Source organism: Saccharopolyspora gloriosae, assembly GCF_014203325.1.
Taxonomy (GTDB): Bacteria; Actinomycetota; Actinomycetes; order Mycobacteriales; family Pseudonocardiaceae; genus Saccharopolyspora_C; species Saccharopolyspora_C gloriosae.
In genome coordinates this window covers 3,101,049-3,119,853 of record NZ_JACHIV010000001.1, presented here as the reverse complement: position 1 = coordinate 3,119,853, position 18,805 = coordinate 3,101,049, and the positions used below count along the sequence as shown (strand labels likewise).

Genomic DNA, 18,805 nt, shown 5'->3' with positions numbered 1-18,805 from the left:
CGAGCGGGTCCGTGCCCACCGGATATCCCGGGTTGATCACGTCGAGCGAATTCGCACACAAGGCCGGTGGGCTCTGCCACGATGGACTCATGGCCTCGCTCGTGTGGTTGATCGTCGGATTGCTCCTGGTGGCCGCCGAAGTGCTGTCCGGGGAATTCGTGCTCGTCATGCTGGGCGTCGCGGCGCTGGGAACGGCGGGCGCGGTCGCCCTCGGGGCGCCGGTCTGGTTGAGCGCACTGGTGTTCGCCGGGCTGGCCGGAGGGCTCGTGCTGGGGGCACGTCCCGCGCTGAAGCGTCGCTTCGAGGTCCGCAACGAGCTCAAGACCAATGTGGACGCGCTGCTGGGGAAGCGGGCGACCGTGGTGTCCACCGTGGACCACCGCGGTGGCCGGGTCCGCATCGACGGCGACGTGTGGTCGGCCCGCACGCTCGACGAGGCCGAAGTCTTGGAGACCGACACGACGGTGCTGGTGATGGAGATCTCCGGCGCCACCGCCATCGTGTCGGCGCAACCGTGAACTGGAGGGCGAAGTGGGTCCTGGATTGATCGTGCTGGTGGTCGTAATACTGCTGGTGATCGTCGTGGTGGCCAAGTCGGTGCTGGTGGTGCCGCAGGCGCAAGCATCGGTGATCGAGCGGCTGGGCCGGTTCCGCACCGTCGCCGCTCCGGGCCTGAACTTCCTGATGCCGTTCCTGGACCGGGTGCGGGCGAAGATCGACCTGCGCGAGCAGGTGGTGTCCTTCCCGCCGCAGCCCGTGATCACCCAGGACAACCTGACGGTGTCCATCGACACCGTCGTGTACTTCCAGGTCACCGATTCGCGGTCGGCGGTCTACGAGATCTCGAACTACATCATCGGCGTGGAGCAGCTGACCACGACGACGCTGCGCAACGTCGTCGGCGGCATGAGCCTGGAGGAGACGCTGACCTCCCGCGACCAGATCAACACGCAGCTGCGCGGCGTGCTCGACCAGGAGACCGGGCGCTGGGGCATCCGGGTCGCGCGGGTCGAGCTCAAGGCCATCGATCCGCCGCCGTCCATCAAGGACTCGATGGAGAAGCAGATGCGCGCCGACCGGGAGAAGCGCGCGATGATCCTCAACGCCGAGGGCGCGCGGGAATCGGCCATCAAGACCGCGGAAGGGCAGAAGCAGTCCCAGATCCTCGCCGCGGAGGGCGCCAAGCAGGCGTCGATCCTCGACGCCGAAGGTGAGCGCCAGTCCAGCATCCTGCGCGCCCAGGGCGAGCGGGCCAGCCGCTACCTGCAGGCGCAGGGGCAGGCGAAGGCGATCGAGAAGGTGTTCGCCGCGGTCAAGCGCGGCAAGCCCACCCCGGAGCTGCTGGCGTACCAGTACCTGCAGACCTTGCCGCAGATGGCGCAGGGCGACGCGAACAAGGTGTGGGTGGTGCCCAGCGACTTCAACAAGTCGCTGGAGGGTTTCGCCCGCATGCTCGGCGCGCCGGGGGAGGACGGCACGTTCCGCTACGAGCCGCCGAAGGAGGAGCCGCCCACCGACCGCCCGGAGGACGAGGAGGAGTCGGTGGCCGCGTGGTTCGACACCTCGTCGAACCCGGAGGTCGCCGAAGCGGTCCGGGCCGCGGAGGAGGTGGCGCGCAAGGAGGTCCCGAGCGCCACGTCCGGGCTCTCGGGCGGCCAGGCGCTGTCCGGCGGGCCGCAGGCGCCCCAGGCGATCAGCGGGGAGACGGGAGCTCTCGGACAGCCGCCGGCGGGCGGCACGTCCCCGGCGTGAGGTAGTTCCGGGCCGAGGCCCGGCCGAGTGGGCGGCGTTCGCGCCGCCCACTCTTTTGCCCGAATGAGTTTATTAGCACGATTATTTCAGTGTCGAGTGAAATTAACGATCTAAAGATTCAAAGAAGACACCCAGCCAAGACGGTGAGCGCTCGTGGAGGTTCAGGCCGGGTCTTCGAGCATCGGGCCGCCGGCGACGCCGAGCGCGTGCAGCACGCCCAGCAGGTGACCGCGCAGCAGCGTCTTCGCCGTCGCGGCCTCGCCGTCGCGCAGCGCGGCCGCGACCTGGGTGTGCTGGTGGTTGATGTGCGGCTGCCAGTCCTGGGTGCGGGCTCCGGCGGTGATGCGCAGCTGGCGGTCGCGCAGGGCGGTGTAGAGGTCGTCGACGATGGGGTTCGCGGCGGCGGCGACTAGCCGGGCGTGGAAGTCGCGGTCGGTCTCGTGCATCTCCGAGGCGCTCAGGGCGCTGCTGTCGCAGGCGGGGTGCGCGGTGAGTTCCCGGCCCACGGTGGCCATCGCTTCGGGGCCTTCGGTGGCGAGCTTGTCGATCGCGAAGCTCTCCAGGGCGAGGCGGGCTTCGAGCACGGCGCGGGCTTCGGTGGGGGTGACCGGGACGACGAGGGCTCCGCGCTTGGGGTAGAGCCGCAGGAAGCCTTCGGTCTGCAGCCGCAGGAAGGCCTCGCGCACCGGGGTGCGGGACATGTTCAGCGCGGTGGCGACCTCGCCTTCGGAGAGCAGGTGGCCGTCGGGGTAGGTGCCGTCGAGCAGTCCCGCTTTGACGTGCTGGTACGCCCGATCGGCGGCTGGCGGTCCGGTGCCCGCCGAGGCGGGTTCGGTGGCTGGTCCGGTCCGGGGTTCCGGTGTTGCGCTCGACACGCGCCCATAGTACTGATCCGCATCTTGTATCTATGGTGGATACAAGTCGAGGAAGGTGGGTGTTCCGGTGTCGGTCGGTGTTGCCGGAGATCGGTCAGTGGCGAGGTCGGTCGCGCCGCCGCGCGGTGCGTGGCTGGTGTGGGGCGTGGGCGCGGCGTGCTACTTCGTGGCGCTGTTCCACCGCGCGAGCCTCGGGGTCGCCGCACCCGACGCGCTGGTGCGGTTCTCCGCGGGCCCGGGGGTGCTGGCGCTGTTCTCGGCGTTGCAGCTGGGCGTCTACCTGGTGCTGCAGGTGCCGTCGGGTCTGCTGGCGGACCGGATGGGGCCGCGCCGGGTCATCACCGGAGGTGTGGTGGCGCTGGCGGTGGGCTCGGCGGTGTTCGCGGTGAGCGGGTCGATCCTGGGCGGGGTCGCCGGCCGGGTGCTCATCGGCATCGGTGACGCGTTCATGTTCACCAACGTGCTGCGGGTCGCGGCGCAGTGGTTCCCGGCGGAGCGCTACGGCCGGGTCGCGGCGTTGACGGGCCTGGTGGGTGGTCTCGGGCAGGTGTTGTCCACGGTCCCGTTGACGTCGGCGCTGCACGGGCTCGGGTGGACGTCGACGTTCCTCGGCGCGGCGGTGCTGACGGCGTTGCTGGCGGTGGTGGCCGGGGGCGTGATCCGGGATCGTCCGGCGGGTGCGGTCGCGGCGGCCACCGGTGACGTGGGGGAGCGGATCGGGCGCACGTTGCGGCTGGTGGTGGCGCAGCGCGGGACGAAGCACGCGTTCTGGGTGCACTTCGTGCTGCTGTCGCAGTTCTTGGCGATCACGACGTTGTGGGGTGCGCCGTGGCTGACGGGCGCGCAGGGCGTGCCCGGTGGTTCGGCGGGTGCGCTGCTGCTGGTGTCGGCGGTCGGGTTCATCGCGGGTTCGCTGGTGGCCAGCCAGTGGATCGCGGGCAGGCCGCGTCGGCGGGAGCGCTACACGTTGGCGATGTCGGTGCTGGTCGTGCTGGCGTGGGTGGTGATCGTGGCGTGGCCGGGTGTGCTGGGCGCGCCGCTGCTGGTGGTGGTGCTGGGCGTGCTCGGTTTCGGTGGTGGCGCGGCGATGCTGGCGTTCGACGGTGCGCGGGAGGCCAACGCGGTGCACCGGTCGGGGGCGGCTTCGGGTGTGGTGAACATGGGCGGGTTCCTGGCGGCCGTGCTGATCCAGGTGTTCGTGGGTGCGGTGCTGGAGGTCGTGTCGGGGTTGCCCGCGGTGGCGGCGTACCGGTGGGCGTTCGTGCCGGTGGTGGTGCTGCTGGCGGTGGGTACCGCGGGGCAGTGGTGGTGCCGGTCGCGGCGCGGCTGAGCTGCGGGGCTGTGCGGCGCGGTTAGGGTCGGCGTGATCGGTTTCGTCGGTCGGAGGAGGTCGTGTGTCCACTGCGCTGGAGCTGCGGAACGTCGTGGGCGGGGTTCGTGCGGGGGCGGTGTCGGGGGAGGCGTTGCCGTTGGTCGATCCCAGCAGCGGGGAGGAGTACGGGAGTGCTCCGCTGACGCGGTGGACCGATGTCGATGAGGTGATGGGCGTCGCGGCGTCGGCGTTCGAGCGGTGGTCGGTGGCGACGCCGGGGCAGCGGCAGCGGTCGTTGTTGCGGTGGGCGGACCTGGTGGAGGAGTCCGCGGAGCGGTTCGTGGTGGCGGAGTGCCGGAACACGGGCAAGCCGTGGGCGGTGGTGCGGGAGGCGGAGTTGCCGCGGGCGGTGGATCTGCTGCGGTTCTACGCGGGTGCGGCGCGGTTGCAGGAGGCGGGCGCGGCGGGGGAGTACGAGCAGGGGTGCACGTCGTTCGCGCGTCGGGAGCCGATCGGGGTGTGCGCGCAGGTCGCGTCGTGGACGCATCCGTTGTTGCTGGCGGTGGCGCGGGTGGCGCCTGCGTTGGCGGCGGGCAACGCGGTGGTGTTCAAGCCGGCGGAGACGACTCCGGTCAGTGCGGTGCTGTTGGCGGAGTTGGCGGCGGAGGTGTTGCCGTCGGGGGTGTTGAACGTGGTGTGCGGTGATCGGGACAGCGGTCGGGCCATGGTGGCGCACGAGGTGCCGGGGATGTTCTCGATCACCGGGACGGTGCGGTCGGGCATGGAGGTGGCGGGTTCGGCGGCGGCGGATTTGAAGCGGGCGCATCTGCAGTTGGGCGGGAAGGCGCCTGCGGTGGTGTTCGACGATGCGGATGTGCGGCGGGCGGCGCGGGGGATCGCGGCGTCGGCGTTCGGTGGGGATGCGGGGCAGAGCTGCACGGCGGTGAGCCGGGTGTTGGCGGGTCCTGGGGTCTACGAGGAGTTGGTGGCGGCGTTGGCGGAGCAGGCGGGGGTGTTGCGTCCGGGGCCGCCGCAGGATCCGGATGCGGCGTTCGGTCCGCTCAACAGTGCGGGCCAGTTGGAGTTGGTGGCGGGGTACGTGGAGCGGTTGCCGGAGCATGCGCGGGTGGTGGCCGGTGGTCGTCGTCGGGGTGGGCGTGGGTTCTTCCACGAGGCGACGGTGGTGGCCGATGTGGAGCAGGGTGATGAGTTGGTGCAGCACGAGGTGCTGGGGCCGTTGGTGACGGTGCAGCGGTTCGGTTCGGAGGCCGAGGCGGTGGCGTTGGCCAACGGGGTGCGTTACGGGTTGGTGGCGAGCGTGTGGACGCGTGATCATGCGCGGGCGTTGCGGATGTCGCGGGCATTGCAGGCGGGCACGGTGTGGGTGAACGTGCATCGGCCGTTGGTGGCGGAGATGCCGCATTCGGGGTTCAAGCATTCGGCGTCGGCGCGGGATTTCGGGCGGTTCGGTTTGGAGGAGTACAGCCGGATCAAGCACGTGATGTCGGCGTGGGACGGGTGAGCGGGTGCGCTCAGGTGGTGGCGGCGGTGCGTTGGTCGTCGAGGCGGTCGAGGTCGTGGAGTGAGGTGCCTCGGGTTTCGCGGGCGCAGGCGACGGCGATGAGGGTGATGGCGGCGCCTGCGGCGAGGTAGGTGGAGATCGGGGTGGAGTTGCCGTAGGTGTCGAGCAGGGCGACGGCGATGATGGGGGCGAGGGAGCCGGCGACGATCGAGGTGACCTGGTAGCCGAGGGAGATGCCGGAGTAGCGCATCCGGGTGGGGAACATTTCGGCCATCATCGCGGGCTGTGCGGCGTACATGAGTGCGTGGAAGAGCAGGCCGATGGTGATCGCGGCGAGGATGGTCGGGTCGTGTCCGGTGTCCATCATGGGGAAGGCGAAGAAGCCCCAGGTGGCGGTGAGTGCGGCGCCGAGTGCGCTGACGGGGCGTCGTCCGATGCGGTCGGCGAGTGCGCCGACGAGGGGGATCGCGGCGAAGTGGATGAGGTGGGCGAGCAGCATCAGCCAGAGGATGCCGGTGGTGGTCTTGCCGACGACGACGCTGAGGTAGGTGATCGAGAAGGTCGCCAGCAGGTAGTACATGAGGTTTTCGCCGAAGCGCAGGCCCATGGCGGTGAGGACGCCGCGGGGGTAGCGGCGGAGTGCTTCGAACACGCCGTAGGTGGGGGCGTGGGTGCGGGCGGCTTCGGTTTGTGCGGCGGTGAAGATGGGGGCGTCGGTGATGCGGGTGCGCACGTAGTAGCCGATGAGGACGATGACGGCGGAGAGCCAGAAGGCGATGCGCCAGCCCCAGGCGAGGAAGGCTTGGTCGGTGAGGGTGGTGGTGAGGCCGAGCAGGACGAGGGTGGCGAGCAGGTTGCCCATGGGGACTCCTGCTTGGGGCCAGCTGGCCCAGAAGCCGCGTTTGTCGTCGGGGCTGTGTTCGGCGACGAGCAGGACGGCGCCGCCCCATTCTCCGCCGACGGCGATGCCTTGGATGAAGCGGAGGACGACGAGGGTGGCGGGGGCGAGGTAGCCGATGGTGTCGAAGGACGGGATGCAGCCCATGGCGAAGGTGGCGATGCCGACCATGATGAGGCTGACTTGCAGGAGTGTTTTGCGGCCGTACTTGTCGCCGAAGTGGCCGAACACGAGTCCGCCGAGGGGGCGTGCGGCGAAGCCGACGGCGTAGGTGACGAAGGCGGCGAGGATGGCGTCGAGTTCGTTGCCGCCTGCGGGGAAGAACAGTTTGCTGAACACGAGGGTGGCGGCGGTGCCGTAGAGGAAGAATTCGTACCACTCGACGACGGTGCCTGCCATGGAGGCGGCGACGACTCTTTGGAGCCCGGTTCGTTCGGGCACGGGTTGCGACGTCATGGGGGCTCCTCGGTTCACGGTCGACCCGCGCCGGTCGTTGATCGGCTCAGTCTGCGTGCGCCTCGTTGCAATGACAATGGCCGTTTTGCAACCGGCGCGTGCATCGAGTGGTGACGTGCGAGGGGGGGCGGGTTCAGGCGGTGTCGCTGAGGGCGGTGGACAGGAGTGCTGCGGCGGGGCCGGTGAGGCGGTGTCCGGCGCGCCACACGGCGTGCAGGGGGCGGTGCAGGTCGAGTCCGGCGACGGGGATTTCGGTGACCTGCCCGGTGCGCAGGTCGGAGTCGACGGCGAGGGCGCTGAGCACGGCGGGGCCGGCTCCGGCGACGACGCTGTTGCGCACGGCGGTGGTGGAGTGCAGTTCGAGCAGTGGTTCGGCGGGTGCGGTGGTGGTGTTCGCGAGTGCGCGTTCGAGGGTTTCGCGGGTGCCGGAGCCGTGTTCGCGGACGATGAGGGGCGTGGCGGCGAGTTCGGCGGGGCCGAGGGGTGTGCGGCGTCGGGTCCAGGGGTGTGCGGGTGGGACGACGACGGTCATGCGGTCGAGGGTCAGGTAGCGCACGGACAGGCCGTCGGGGACGTCGGGTGTTTCGAGGAAGCCGAGGTCGGCGCGGTCGTGGCGGACGGCTTCGGTGACGGCGGCGGAGTTGGCGCTGTCGAGTTGGATGCGCAGTCCGGTGAAGGCGGTGCGCAGGGTGGTGAGCCAGCGCGGCGCGAGGTAGTCGGCGATGGTCATGCTGGCGGCGACGCGGAGTCGTTGCTGGTGGCGGGCGCGCAGGGCGTGGACGCCCGCGGTGAGGGCGTCGAGTTCGGTGAGGACGTGGCGGGCGTGGTCGAGGACGGTGTCGCCTGCGGGGGTGAGGGTGGCGCCGCGGCGGGTGCGTTCGACGAGGTGCAGGCCGAGTCCGCGTTCGAGGCTGCTGAGGCGTTTGCTGGCGGAGGGTTGGCTCATGCGCAGTTGGGCGGCGGCGGCGCCGATGCTGCCGAGTTCGCTGAGCAGCACTAGTAGCCGCAGGGACGTCGGGTCGGGGTCGGCCATGCAGCGACTGTAGCTCTGTGGCCTGCGGTGGGGGGCTGGTCATGCACTGCGGTTATGAGGACCTGCGTGGTTTCCGGCTACCGCAGTCGGTGGCCGGGCGGCGAGGGTCGGGTCATGCGGATGTCGATGAGCGCCGGGCCGGGTGTCGTGCGGGCCGTGCCGGGGCGGTTGCCCGGGATCGTGGTGACGGTCGGTGCGGTGGTCGTGGCGTCGGCGGTGGCATCGCTGGTGCCGGGTGTGGGGCTGGTGACGGCGGCGGTGGCGCTGGGTGTGGTGGTCGGCAACGTGCCGGGGTGTCCGGGTGCGGCGGCGCCGGGGTTGGCGTGGGTGTCGAGGGTGGTGTTGCGGGCGGGTGTGGTGCTGCTGGGGTTGCAGCTGGCGGTGGGGCAGGTGCTGGAGTTGGGGGCGGCGACGGTGGGCGTGGTGGTGGCCGCGGTGGTGGTGACGTTCGCGGGCACGGTGCTGCTGGGGCGTGCGCTGGGCGTGTCGCGGGGGTTGTCGCTGCTGGTGGCGACGGGGTTTTCGATCTGCGGGGCGTCGGCGATCGCGGCGGTGGAGGGCGTGGTGGACCGCGAGGACGAGGAGGTGGCCACGGGGGTGGCGTTGGTGACGGTGTTCGGGTCGTTGTCGATGGTGCTGCTGCCGCTGCTGGGCGGGATGTGGGGTGTGGGGCCGGAGCTGCTGGGCCGGGTCGCCGGGGGCAGCGTGCACGAGGTGGCGCAGGTGGTGGCGGCGGCGTCCCCGGCGGGTGCGGCGGCGGTGTCGGTGGCGGTGGTGGTCAAGCTCGGCCGGGTGGTGCTGCTGGCGCCGCTGGTCGCGGGCATCGGTCTGCTCCGCCGTCGCCGCGGTGGTGGTGGTGAGGGTCGGCGGGTGCCGTTGTTGCCGTTGTTCGTGGTGGGGTTCTTGGCGGCGATGGCGGTGCGCAGCACCGGGCTGGTGCCGGGTTCGGTGCTGGAGGTGGCCCGGGAGGCCACGACGGTGCTGCTGGCGGCCGCGTTGTTCGCGCTGGGCACCTCGGTGCGGGTGCGCGGCTTGGTGCGAACGGGCCCGAGGGCGTTGTTGCTCGGCGTCGGGTCGACGGTGCTGATCACGTCGGTGACCGTCGCGGGCATGCTGACCGTGGCTTGAAGCGCGGCGGTGAACGCAGGGCTCCCTTCGCAGCGCGCTCCCGGTGCGAGCCGGACACCCGCGATGACCGGGATTCCGCTGCGCTGAGGTGATGTCCGGATCCGCTTGCGTACGGGCGCTCTGGCACCTTCAGGCCGAGCGAGTTCGCCGTCGATGGCGGCGGCAGCTGATGTTCTCGCCGCGTGTCGAGGAGCCCGGTGCCGATGCGGAGTCCGGGCCGGGGTTCTCACGCGACAGCGCCCGTGGCGTGGGGCCACGGGCGCTGTCGCGTTGCGGGAAGAACCAGCGGTTGTCCCACCGGTTCGGTTCGGTTCACCGCCGGGGGCGGCTCCAGGGGTGGGCTTGTTCGTAGGCGCGGGAGGCGCGCAGCACGCGCGCGTCGCTGTGGCGGGGTCCGACGATCTGCAGCCCGATGGGCAGTCCATCGCTGGTGAATCCGCAGGGCACGCTCGCGGCGGGCTGCTGGGTCATGTTGAACGGGTAGGTGAACGGGGTCCAGCCGGTCCAGCGGGGGGAGGCGGCTGCGGCGGGTGCTTCGGCGCCGGCTTCGAACGGGGCGATGCCGACGGTGGGGGTCAGCAGCAGGTCGTAGGTGTCGTGGAAGGCGCCCATGCGCTGGCCCAGGGCCATGCGGGTGTTGGTGGCCTCGAGGTAGTCCTGGGCGGAGTAGGTGAGGCCTTCGTCGACGATCTCGCGCAGGCCGGGGTCGAGCAGTGCGAGTTGTGCGTCGGTGAGGTGGGCGACGGATTTGGCGGCGCCGGAGAACCACAGGACGTGGAAGTCGGCGACGGGGTCGCTGAATCCGGGGTCGGCGTGTTCGACGGTGGCGCCGAGTTCGGTGAACACCTGGGCGGCTCGGGCGACGGCGTCGGCGACTTCGGGGTCGACGGTGGCGAAGCCGAGGTCGGGGCTCAGGGCGATGCGCAGGCCTTGCACGCCGTCGTCGAGTCCGTCGAGGAAGGAGTGCGCGGGTGGTTCGAGCGCGGACCAGTCGCGGCTGTCGGGGCCGCTGAGCACGTCGAGCATGAGCGCGGTCTCGGTGACGGTGGTGGTCATCGGCCCGGCGTGGGCCATGGTGCCGAAGGGGCTGGCGGGGAAGTGCGGGACGCGGCCGTAGGTGGGTTTGATGGTGTAGATGCCGCAGAAGGCCGCGGGGATGCGCACGGATCCGCCGCCGTCGGTGCCGATGGCCAGGGGTGCCATGCCGAGGGCGACGGCGGCACCGGCGCCGCCGCTGGAGCCGCCGGGGGTGCGCTCGGGGTTCCAGGGGTTGCGGGTGATGCCGGTGAGGGTGTTGTCGGTGACGCCTTTCCAGGCGAGTTCGGGGGTGGTGGTCTTGCCGACGAACACGGCGTTGTGCTCGCGCAGCCGTGCCACGGCGGGGGCGTCGGCGGTCCAGGGTTGCGCGGGGTCGACGGTGCGGGAGCCGCGCAGGGTGGGCCAGTCGCGGGTGAGGAAGATGTCCTTGATGGAGGTGGGGACGCCGTCGAGGCGGCCGTCGGGTTCGCCGCGGGCCCAGCGGGCTTCGGAGGCGCGGGCCTGGTCGAGTGCGCGGTCGGCGTCGACGAGGCAGTAGGCGTTGACGGCGCCGTCGGCCTGGTCGATGCGGCGCAGGGTGGCTTCGGTGGCTTCGACGGGGGAGAGTTCGCCGTGGGCGAAGCCGTGGAGCATCTCGGTGGCGGTGAGGTCGGCCGCCGTGGTTTCGGCGGGCGCGGCCGGTGGGGTGTCGGCATGGGGGGTCGAGGTCATCGCTTGCGCTCCGTTCCGCTGACGTAGCCGCGTTGTTTGTCCACCACGTTGCGCAGTGCGCCGCCTTGGGCGTAGCCGCGCAGGTTGTCCAGGAACAGTTCGACGAGTTCGGTGGTCCAGCCGATGGTGTCGCCGGACATGTGCGCGGAGATCAGGACGTTCGGCATCTCCCACAGGGGGGAGGTTTCGGGGAGGGGTTCGGTGTCGAACACGTCGAGGGCGGCGCCGGCGAGGCGGCCTGCTTCGAGTGCTTCGACGAGGTCGGGTTGGACGACGAGTTCGCCGCGGCCGACGTTGATCAGGCGTGCGGTGGGTTTGAGCGCGGTGAGGGCCTCGGCGTCGATGAGCCCGTGGGTCTGGTCGGTCAGGGGTGCGGCGAGCACGACGTAGTCGTGGTCGCCGAGGACGCCGTGGAGGTCGTCGGAGGCGTGCACGGTGCCGAAGTCGGGGTCGTGGTCGCGGGCGACGCGTCCGGCGCCTTCGACGTGGAGTCCGGCGGCGGTGAGCTGGCCTGCGATGGCGCGTCCGATGGGGCCGGTGCCGACGACGAGGGCGCGTTTGCCCGCGATGCGTTCGGTTTCGCGGTGGCGCCATTGCCGCTGGTCTTGCAGGCGGACGCTGGTGTGGAGGTCTTTGGCGAAGGCGAGCACGGTGGCCAGGACGTATTCGGCCATGGGCCCGTCGAACACGCCGCGGGAGTTGGTGAGGGCGACGTCGGAGTCGAGCAGGGCGGGAAACAGCAGCCGGTCGACTCCGGCGCTGGCGGCGTGGACCCAGCGCAGGTCCTGGGCGTGGTGCCAGGCTTCGGCGACGGCGTCGGAGCGGAAGTCCCACACGAACAGCACGTCGGCGCCGGGCAGTGCGTCGGCGAGTCCGTCTTCGGTGGTGGCGCGGAGTTCGGCGACGCCTGCGATGCGGTCCATGGCGGGGGGCGGTTCGCCCCCGTGGAGGACGACGACGGTGGGGGTGTTGTCGGTCATGACCTGGCCTTCGGAGGTGGGCGGGTAGCGGTTCGCGCGTCGTCGCGGTGTCTCTCCGGGCCGTCGGCGGCCGGGGATTGACACGCTAGGAAGCGCTCGTAGGATTGTCAACAATCCGCAGGTATCTCGCGGTGGGGCCGGAGCCTGTCGGCGTGCCGGCCCGCGAGGCGGGTCTTCGGCCCTGGGCAGGGCACGGCGTGGCCACCGCTGGTGGCCGCGAGCCGAGACCGCGGAGACCGATCCACATCTGCTAGCCCTCTCATGGAACGGATTTCACGATGCCCAGGTACCTGTCGATCACGCTGGAGAAGCGTGGAGTGTCCTGCGTGGCGGAGTTGCTGGACAAGGACGCCCCCCGCACCTGCGAGGCCGTGTGGCAGTCGTCGCCGCAGGCCGGGCCGGTGCATCACGCGAAGTACGCGCGCAACGAGATCTACACCATGGTCCCCCGCTTCGCCGAGCGGGAACCGGGCCAGGAGAACCCGACGGTGACGCCGATCCCCGGTGACCTCGTGTACTTCTCCTTCGACAGCGGGATGCTCGACCGCGAGTTCAAGGAGGAGAAGGACATCGAGGCCCTGCCGGGCGTGATCGACCTGGCGATCTTCTACGGGCGCAACAACCTGCTGCTCAACGGCGACGTGGGCTGGGTGCCGGGCAACGTCTACGGGTCGATCGTGGACAACCTCGGCGCGTTCGCGGAGGCCTGCAACGACGTGTGGCGTTCCGGCAGCGTCGGTGAGCGGTTGCGCTACGAACGCCACTCCGGTTGACCGGGGGCCGTGGCATGGCGCCGGAGGACTTCCTGGGGGCGGTGTCGGGTCCCGCCCCGCAGCGCGGCGTGGGCGTGGTCGCGCCGTTCGACCTGGCGATGGACCGCGAGTTGTGGCGCTGGGCGCCGGAGAACGTGACGTTGTACGTGACGCGCACGGCGTTCGTTCCGGTGCCGATGACGGTGGAGATGGCGTCGTTGATCTCGGACGAGGCCGCGGTGCACAGCGCCACCCGCGACCTGCTGTCACCGGAGCCGGAGGTGGTGGCCTACGCGTGCGCGTCGGGCAGTTTCGTCGACGGCGCGGCCGGGGAGCGCAACCTGACCACGGTGATGCGGGAGGCCGGTGCTCCGGCGGCGGTGACGACCTCGGGGGCGCTGGTGGAGGCGCTGGGGGTGCTCGGGGTGCGGCGGGTGGCGATCGCGACGCCGTACGTGGAGAACGTGACCGAGCGGCTGGTGGGTTTCCTCGGTGAGCACGACGTCGAGGTGGTCACCAGCGTGGGCCTGGGCCTGCTCGGGCGCATCTGGAAGGTCGATTATCGCCAGGTCGTGGACATCGTGCGTTCGGCGGACCGCCCGGATGCGGAGGCGATGTTCATCAGCTGCACGAACCTGCCGACCTACGACATCATCGGCCCGTTGGAGCAGGAACTGGGCAAACCGGTGTTGACGGCGAACCAGGTCACGATGTGGGCGGCGCTGCGCACGATGGGGTTACCGGCGGTGGCCCCGCAGCAGCGCCTGGTGGGGGCGTTCGACGTTCCGGCCGCCTGAGCTGCGCGGTTCACATTCCGTGACCGTGTCGATCGAATTACGAAAGCATGTCCACCACTGCGGGCGGCACCGAACCGTGCGGTAGCATTGTCGACAATTGACCGCCGGTCCGGTGTCGTTCGCCCCCGCAACCCCTGGTTCATGGCGGGTCGCGGGAACGAATCAAGGAGGGAGCTGCCGGTGTCGATCACCGCAGGGATTCTCTACCCCGGATACAGCGCCGAAGACGACTACCCGGCCCTGGAACGCCTGCTCGGCGGCGGGATCTCGTTGCCGCTGGTGCACACCTTGATGCGGGAGGACGCGCATCGAGTGGACGCGCTGCTCGACGTCGGTTCCGCCGAGGTCCTCGCCGAAGGGGCCCGTGAACTGCTGACCCGCGGGGTGCAGGCCGTGATCTGGGCGTGCACCAGCGGCAGCTTCGTCTTCGGCTGGGAAGGCGCCCGCGACCAGGTCGAGAAGTTGCAGGCCGTCACCGGTCTGGCCACGTCGAGCACGTCGTTCGCGTTCGTGCACGCCGCGGCGCGCCTCGGGTTGGACCGGGTGGCGGTGGCGGCGACCTATCCGGCCGACGTGGCCGACCGGTTCGCCGATTTCCTGGCACACGGCGGGATCGAGGTGACCAGGTTGTCCAGCCGCGGCATCGTCACCGCCGCGGAGGTCGGCACGTTGACCCGCGAGCAGGTGCTGGAGTTCGCAGCGGCCAACGACGATCCGACCGCGCAGGCACTGCTGATGCCCGACACCGCGCTGCACACCGCGGCGTGGCTCGACGAGCTGGAGCAGCGCCTGGGCAAACCGGTGCTGACCGCCAACCAGGTCAGCGCGTGGGAAGTGCTTCGGCTGGCCGGTGACCCGGGACCCCACGAGGGCCTGGGCACGTTGTTCCGGCAGGCCGGCCCGGACAGGGGTGAGCTCGGGGGAGCCGCTCCGCGCTGAGAACTCGATGAGGAGATGGTGTCGGTGCTCGGAGTCGAAGAGCAGAACCAGCACGGCGAGTTAGAGCCGGTGCAGCGGAAATCGACCGCCGCGATCGTGGCCGACCAGCTGCGGTCGGCGATCATGTACGGGTCGCTGCCACCGGGCAGCCAGATGGGCGAGGCCGAACTGGCGTCGCGGCTCGGGGTGAGCCGCGGCCCGCTTCGGGAGGCGATGCAGCGGCTCGTGCAGGAAGGGCTGCTGCACAGCGAACCGCACCGCGGCCTGTTCGTGACGACGCTCGACGCCGACGACGTCACCGACATCTACCTGGCGCGCCTGGCGGTGGAACGCGCCGCGTGCGAACGCATCATCCGCCACCACCGGGTGGAGGCGGTCGCGGAGCTCACCGCCGCCCAGGCCCGCATCGTCTCGGCCGCGGGCCGCGGCGACGCGATCGAGCTCAGCGACGCCGACCAGGAGTTCCACGAAACCCTGGTGCGGGTCTCGGGCAGTCCGCGGCTGCAGCGGATGGCTCAGACGCTGCTGGTGGAGAAGCGGATGTGCCTGACCGCGCTGCAGGACAAGTACACCGCCGACCCGCAGACCCTCGTCGACGAGCACAGCGGCCTGGTCGATGCCATCGAGTCCGGTGACGAGGCGCTGCTGCTGGCCCGGCTGGAAGCGCACATGAACGACGCGCTGGAACGCCTCAACGCGTTCACGCCGCTGCTGTCGGAGGCCGACCCCGTCGCCTGACCCGACCCCGCGGCACCCGGGGCCTGGTGCGCTGTGATCATCGCGGGCCGTCATCGGCCGCGGTGTTCTCCGCGCACCAGGCGCCCGGTGAATCAGTGCGCGGGCGCGACCGGCTCGGGCAGTCCCGCTTCGGCGCGCACCGCGCGGCCGGTGACCTCCACGGCCTTGAGGGCGTCGACGACGTCGTCCACGGTCACCGGGAACGGCAGGTTGTGGATCGTCTCGGCCGGGGCCGTGGCGGCCTCGGCGACGGTGCGCAGCACCGAGTCCTGGACACCGCCCAACCCGGCCTCGGTCAACGTGGTGGGCAGGCCCACGCGGGTCGTGAACTCGATGAAGTCGTGGATCTCGCGCGCCGGGCGGCCCTCCAGGACCAGCTGGGTGATCGACCCGATGTTGACCTTCTGCCCGTGGGCGAGGCCGTGGGTGTGGTCCACGGCGGTGAGCCCGTCGTGCACGGCGTGCGCGGCGGCGAGCCCACCGGATTCGAAACCCAGCCCCGACAGCAGCGTGTTGGCCTCCACGACCGCCTCCACCGCGGGGGTCACGATGCCGTGCTCGACCGCGCGCACCGCGGGGATCGCCGATTCCCACAGGATGTCCCAGGACAGCTTCGCCAACGCCCGCCCCGCGCGGGTCGCCGCGCCCCCGGCCATCGTGGCGGCGTTGGACTGCTCCACCGCGCGGGCCTCGATCCAGGTGGCCAGCGCGTCCCCGACCCCGGCGACGAGGAAACGAGCCGGGGCACTCGCGGCCAGCAAGGTGTCGACCAGGACCAGTTGCGGGTTGCTGCTGTAGAACCGGTACGACTCGAACGCGCCCTGCTCGGTGTAGACCACCGACAGCGCCGAGCACGGCGCGTCGGTGGAGGCCACCGTCGGCACGCTGGCCACGGGCAGCCCGGTGTCGTCGGCGGCGGCTTTCGCGGTGTCGATGGGCGCGCCACCACCGACGCCGACGATGACGTCGCAGTCCCGTTCGCGCAGCACCCCGGCGACCCGGCGGCTCTCGGCGGCCGTGGGCATCCCGTTGAACCGCTCGAACACCACCGGCAGGCCCACGTCCTCGAACGAGCGGGTGATCGCGGATTCGGTCAGCCCGCGCACCACGTCATCGGCCAGCACCAGCGGCCGCCGCCCCAGCTTCACCACGTAGGAACCCAGCGAGTCGAGCGCGCCGCGGCCCTGCACGTAGCGGCCGGGCGAGATCATGGTGCGCAGCGCTGTGGATGTCTCGGTCATCGAACGTCCCTCCTGGCATGCCCTCGCCGCGCGAGGACGCCCGTCGAGTGGCGGGGTGCGGATCAGGCGCACCGCGTCGTGCGCCCCCGCGCCGATTCGATCGCGCGCGACCGTCTGCGGCAATCGCTGCTCCAGATGGTGATAACGCCCGTCCCGAATCGCCGGTGGACTACCCGCCCCGGCTCGCCGACAACCCCGGCTCACCGGCCTGATCGCGACGGTCAGAGGGCGAGGAACCGGTCAGCGGTCACGGTCAGGTGGTGGTCTCCAGCGGGGGCATGTGGCGCAGGGCCGTGCGCGCCTGCTCGGCGACCGCGCCGTCACCGCGGGCCAGTTCGGTGAGCCTGCCGCGCCAGAACGCCCACCGCGTCCGGCTGAACCCTCCTGCGTCGACGCCCGCGGCCCTGCCCAGCGGCCCCACCCGCGCCGGACCCCGGTCCGGTGGCGGGTCCGGTCGCAGGCTCAACTGGGCCAGCGTCGGCCCGCAGTGGCCGAGCCACGCCAGCACCGCGCCCAGATCCGCAGCGGGGGTGGTGTCCTCGAGGTGCTCGCGCAGCGTCCAGATCGCGTAGCGGGAGAAGTCGATGCCGGCCGCGGTCAGCCGCGCGGCGAAGGCGTTGAGGTTCACCTGCTGCTCGGAGCCCGTCTCGTCGAGGTCCCAGGTTTCGCGCAGCTGCGCGCCGAAGCACGGCAGGTCGGTCAACACCACCTGGTCACCCCAGATGACGCACCGGTCGCCGTCGTCGCGGGTCAGGGGCGCGCGGCGCCGGATCGCGTCGAGCAGGTCGAGAAGATCGCGCTGCGCGGCCCGCGAGCGGCGGGCCGCCTGCACCACCGGCCCCCACGCGGCCCACAACATTCCCTCGATCGCGGAGTCCTCGGCGCCCTCGACGACCAGCGCCGTACGGAAGGGCTCGATGAACAGCGACGCGGCCGACTCCGGCGCGGGCGCGCGCAGGTGGTCGTCGATGAGCGCCCGGTAGTGGCGCGAGGCGGTGTCGTGATCCATGGCGACCCGCACCGTAGCCGCGCCCGCACACGCCCGCACACGCCCGAGACCGGCCGGGGCCCGGACGGCGCAGTGCCCCGCGCTCGCAGGGACGCGCGGGGCACTGCCGGTGGGTTCAGGCGATCACAGGCCGCCGATGGCGATGTACTTGGTCTCCAGGAACTCGTCGATGCCGACCTTGCCGCCTTCCCGGCCCAGGCCGGAGGCCTTCACCCCGCCGAACGGGGCGGCCGGGTTGCTCACGACGCCCTGGTTGAGGCCGATCATGCCGCTCTCCAGCGCCTCGGACACGCGCAGCGCCCGGTGCAGGTCCTGGGTGTAGACGTAGGCCACCAGGCCGTACTCGGTGTTGTTGGCCTCGTCGATGGCGGTCTGCTCGTCGGTGAAGGTGCTGATGGGGGCGACGGGCCCGAAGATCTCCTCGCGGGTCATGCGGGATTCCAGTGGCACGTTCTTGAGGACCGTCGGCGGGTAGAAGTAGCCCTCGCCGCCGTGGACCGAGCCGCCGACGACGACTTCCGCGCCGCGGCCCACGGCGTCGTTGACGAGTTCGTCGACCTTGCCCAGCTGGGTGGCGTCGATCAGCGGCCCGACCTCGACGTCGTCGCGCACGCCGCGGCCGATGCGCAGCGACCCCATGCGGTCGGCGAGCTTGCGGGAGAACTCCTCGGCGACGTCTTCGTGCACGTAGAACCGGTTGGCCGCGGTGCAGGCCTCACCGATGTTGCGCATCTTCGCCTGCATCGCGCCGTCCACGGCCACGTCGAGGTCGGCGTCGGCGAACACCAGGAACGGGGCGTTGCCGCCGAGTTCCATCGACACGTTGAGGACCTGCTCGGCGGACTGCTCGATGAGTTTGCGGCCCACCGACGTGGAACCGGTGAACGACAGCTTGCGGGCCCGCCCGTCGCGGATCATCGGTTCCATCACCGAGCCCGCACCGACCGCGGTGACCACGTTGAGGACCCCGTCGGGCAGGCCCGCTTCCTGCAGGATCTCCGCCAGCGCCAGCATCGACAACGGCGTCTGGTGGGCGGGTTTGATCACCGACGTGCAGCCCGCGGCGATGGCCGGGCCGATCTTGCGGGTGCCCATCGCCATCGGGAAGTTCCACGGCGTGATCAGCAGCGTGGGGCCCACCGGCTGCTGGGTGACCAGGAACCGGCCGGAACCGCTGGGCGCCACGGCGTAGTCGCCGCCGATGCGCACGGCCTCTTCGGCGAACCAGCGGAAGAACTCCGAGGCGTAGGTGACCTCGCCGCGCGCCTCCGGCAGCGGCTTGCCCATCTCCAACGTCATCAGCAGCGCCAGGTCCTCGTGGCGCTGCTGGATCAGCTCGTAGGCGCGGCGCAGGATCTCCCCGCGTTCGCGCGGCGGGTGCTTGGCCCAGGACGCCTGGGCTTCGTGGGCGGCGGCGAGCGCGGCGAGCCCGTCGGAGGGGGTGGCGTCGGCGACCGAGCACAACGCGCGACCGGTGGAGGGGTCTTCGACCTCGTAGGTGCGGTCACCGGTGGCCGGTCGCCACTTGCCGCCGATGAGCAGCTGCTTGGGGGCTGCGTCGACGACGCGGGCCTCTTCGGACTCGGTGCCTGCGGGGGAGCTGCTCGTGGTGCTCATCGGTTCA

General features: G+C 71.2%; 17 protein-coding genes. 9 read left to right on the top strand and 8 right to left on the bottom strand.

Features of this window, described 5'->3' with window-relative positions; all coding sequences use genetic code 11:
- Positions 1-89: 89 nt before the first annotated feature.
- A complete protein-coding gene (locus tag BJ969_RS13840; protein WP_184479339.1) occupies positions 90-518 on the top strand; it encodes an NfeD family protein in 429 nt (142 codons plus the stop codon).
- Between the two features lie 13 nt (positions 519-531).
- The gene (locus tag BJ969_RS13835) at positions 532-1,752 is read left to right on the top strand and encodes an SPFH domain-containing protein (RefSeq protein WP_184479338.1); all 1,221 of its coding nucleotides are present in this window, start codon (positions 532-534) and stop codon (positions 1,750-1,752) included.
- Between the two features lie 161 nt (positions 1,753-1,913).
- Here BJ969_RS13835 and BJ969_RS13830 read toward each other — a convergent pair whose 3' ends face one another.
- On the bottom strand, positions 1,914-2,627 hold the full coding sequence (locus BJ969_RS13830) for an FCD domain-containing protein (RefSeq protein WP_184479337.1): 714 nt from the start codon (positions 2,625-2,627) through the stop codon (positions 1,914-1,916).
- A gap of 97 nt (positions 2,628-2,724) precedes the next feature.
- Between BJ969_RS13830 and BJ969_RS13825 the strand changes: the two genes are divergently transcribed.
- Positions 2,725-3,957 carry an MFS transporter gene (locus BJ969_RS13825; protein ID WP_343071395.1) on the top strand — a complete coding sequence of 411 codons (1,233 nt, stop codon included), beginning with the start codon at positions 2,725-2,727 and terminating at the stop codon, positions 3,955-3,957.
- A gap of 64 nt (positions 3,958-4,021) precedes the next feature.
- Positions 4,022-5,461 (top strand): aldehyde dehydrogenase family protein, encoded by a 1,440-nt coding sequence (locus BJ969_RS13820; RefSeq protein WP_184479336.1) that lies wholly within the window; start codon positions 4,022-4,024, stop codon positions 5,459-5,461.
- 10 nt (positions 5,462-5,471) lie between these two features.
- On the opposite strand, the gene BJ969_RS13815 is transcribed toward BJ969_RS13820, so the two are convergent.
- Positions 5,472-6,815 (bottom strand): MFS transporter, encoded by a 1,344-nt coding sequence (locus BJ969_RS13815; protein ID WP_184479335.1) that lies wholly within the window; start codon positions 6,813-6,815, stop codon positions 5,472-5,474.
- Positions 6,816-6,948: 133 nt separating this feature from the next.
- Complete coding sequence (locus BJ969_RS13810; RefSeq protein ID WP_184479334.1) at positions 6,949-7,848, bottom strand: LysR family transcriptional regulator; 900 nt, start codon at positions 7,846-7,848, stop codon at positions 6,949-6,951.
- Between the two features lie 114 nt (positions 7,849-7,962).
- Between BJ969_RS13810 and BJ969_RS13805 the strand changes: the two genes are divergently transcribed.
- The gene (locus BJ969_RS13805) at positions 7,963-8,976 is read left to right on the top strand and encodes a YeiH family protein (RefSeq protein WP_246456794.1); all 1,014 of its coding nucleotides are present in this window, start codon (positions 7,963-7,965) and stop codon (positions 8,974-8,976) included.
- A 312-nt stretch (positions 8,977-9,288) separates the two neighbouring features.
- Here the strand turns inward: BJ969_RS13805 and BJ969_RS13800 are convergent, their stop codons facing one another.
- Positions 9,289-10,725 (bottom strand): amidase, encoded by a 1,437-nt coding sequence (locus BJ969_RS13800; RefSeq protein ID WP_184479333.1) that lies wholly within the window; start codon positions 10,723-10,725, stop codon positions 9,289-9,291.
- Entirely contained in the window at positions 10,722-11,705 is a 984-nt protein-coding gene (locus BJ969_RS13795) for a D-2-hydroxyacid dehydrogenase (protein ID WP_184479332.1), read from the bottom strand. The genes BJ969_RS13800 and BJ969_RS13795 overlap by 4 nt, the downstream gene beginning before the upstream one ends.
- A 278-nt stretch (positions 11,706-11,983) precedes the next feature.
- Here BJ969_RS13795 and BJ969_RS13790 point away from each other — a divergent pair, with 278 nt between their 5' ends.
- The 4 genes from BJ969_RS13790 to BJ969_RS13775 all read left to right on the top strand — a co-directional run bounded on the left by BJ969_RS13790 (position 11,984) and on the right by BJ969_RS13775 (position 14,931).
- Complete coding sequence (locus BJ969_RS13790) at positions 11,984-12,478, top strand: DUF3830 family protein (protein WP_184479331.1); 495 nt, start codon at positions 11,984-11,986, stop codon at positions 12,476-12,478.
- Between the two features lie 14 nt (positions 12,479-12,492).
- On the top strand, positions 12,493-13,254 hold the full coding sequence (locus BJ969_RS13785) for a maleate cis-trans isomerase family protein (protein ID WP_184485248.1): 762 nt from the start codon (positions 12,493-12,495) through the stop codon (positions 13,252-13,254).
- A 180-nt stretch (positions 13,255-13,434) separates the two neighbouring features.
- Positions 13,435-14,193, top strand: a complete 759-nt coding sequence (locus BJ969_RS13780) for a maleate cis-trans isomerase family protein (RefSeq protein ID WP_343071394.1) — start codon at positions 13,435-13,437, stop codon at positions 14,191-14,193.
- A 24-nt stretch (positions 14,194-14,217) separates the two neighbouring features.
- Positions 14,218-14,931, top strand: coding sequence for a GntR family transcriptional regulator (locus BJ969_RS13775; RefSeq protein ID WP_343071393.1), 714 nt, complete (start codon positions 14,218-14,220; stop codon positions 14,929-14,931).
- Between the two features lie 92 nt (positions 14,932-15,023).
- Here BJ969_RS13775 and BJ969_RS13770 read toward each other — a convergent pair whose 3' ends face one another.
- The 3 genes from BJ969_RS13770 to BJ969_RS13760 all read right to left on the bottom strand — a co-directional run bounded on the left by BJ969_RS13770 (position 15,024) and on the right by BJ969_RS13760 (position 18,798).
- Positions 15,024-16,172, bottom strand: coding sequence for a glycerol dehydrogenase (locus BJ969_RS13770; protein ID WP_184479328.1), 1,149 nt, complete (start codon positions 16,170-16,172; stop codon positions 15,024-15,026).
- 253 nt (positions 16,173-16,425) lie between these two features.
- Positions 16,426-17,181: a DUF3632 domain-containing protein gene (locus BJ969_RS13765; RefSeq protein ID WP_184479327.1), complete on the bottom strand. Its 756-nt coding sequence runs from the start codon at positions 17,179-17,181 to the stop codon at positions 16,426-16,428.
- A 123-nt stretch (positions 17,182-17,304) separates the two neighbouring features.
- A complete protein-coding gene (locus BJ969_RS13760; protein ID WP_184479326.1) occupies positions 17,305-18,798 on the bottom strand; it encodes an NAD-dependent succinate-semialdehyde dehydrogenase in 1,494 nt (497 codons plus the stop codon).
- Positions 18,799-18,805 lie beyond the last annotated feature (7 nt).

Coding starts and splice junctions, on each gene's coding strand:
- BJ969_RS13840 (WP_184479339.1), top strand. CDS start 90: ATGGCCTCGCTCGTGTGGTTGATCGTCGGATTGCTCCTGGTGGCCGCC.
- BJ969_RS13815 (WP_184479335.1), bottom strand. CDS start 6,815: ATGACGTCGCAACCCGTGCCCGAACGAACCGGGCTCCAAAGAGTCGTC.
- BJ969_RS13810 (WP_184479334.1), bottom strand. CDS start 7,848: ATGGCCGACCCCGACCCGACGTCCCTGCGGCTACTAGTGCTGCTCAGC.
- BJ969_RS13805 (WP_246456794.1), top strand. CDS start 7,963: ATGCGGATGTCGATGAGCGCCGGGCCGGGTGTCGTGCGGGCCGTGCCG.
- BJ969_RS13800 (WP_184479333.1), bottom strand. CDS start 10,725: ATGACCTCGACCCCCCATGCCGACACCCCACCGGCCGCGCCCGCCGAA.
- BJ969_RS13795 (WP_184479332.1), bottom strand. CDS start 11,705: ATGACCGACAACACCCCCACCGTCGTCGTCCTCCACGGGGGCGAACCG.
- BJ969_RS13790 (WP_184479331.1), top strand. CDS start 11,984: ATGCCCAGGTACCTGTCGATCACGCTGGAGAAGCGTGGAGTGTCCTGC.
- BJ969_RS13785 (WP_184485248.1), top strand. CDS start 12,493: ATGGCGCCGGAGGACTTCCTGGGGGCGGTGTCGGGTCCCGCCCCGCAG.
- BJ969_RS13770 (WP_184479328.1), bottom strand. CDS start 16,172: ATGACCGAGACATCCACAGCGCTGCGCACCATGATCTCGCCCGGCCGC.
- BJ969_RS13765 (WP_184479327.1), bottom strand. CDS start 17,181: ATGGATCACGACACCGCCTCGCGCCACTACCGGGCGCTCATCGACGAC.
- BJ969_RS13760 (WP_184479326.1), bottom strand. CDS start 18,798: ATGAGCACCACGAGCAGCTCCCCCGCAGGCACCGAGTCCGAAGAGGCC.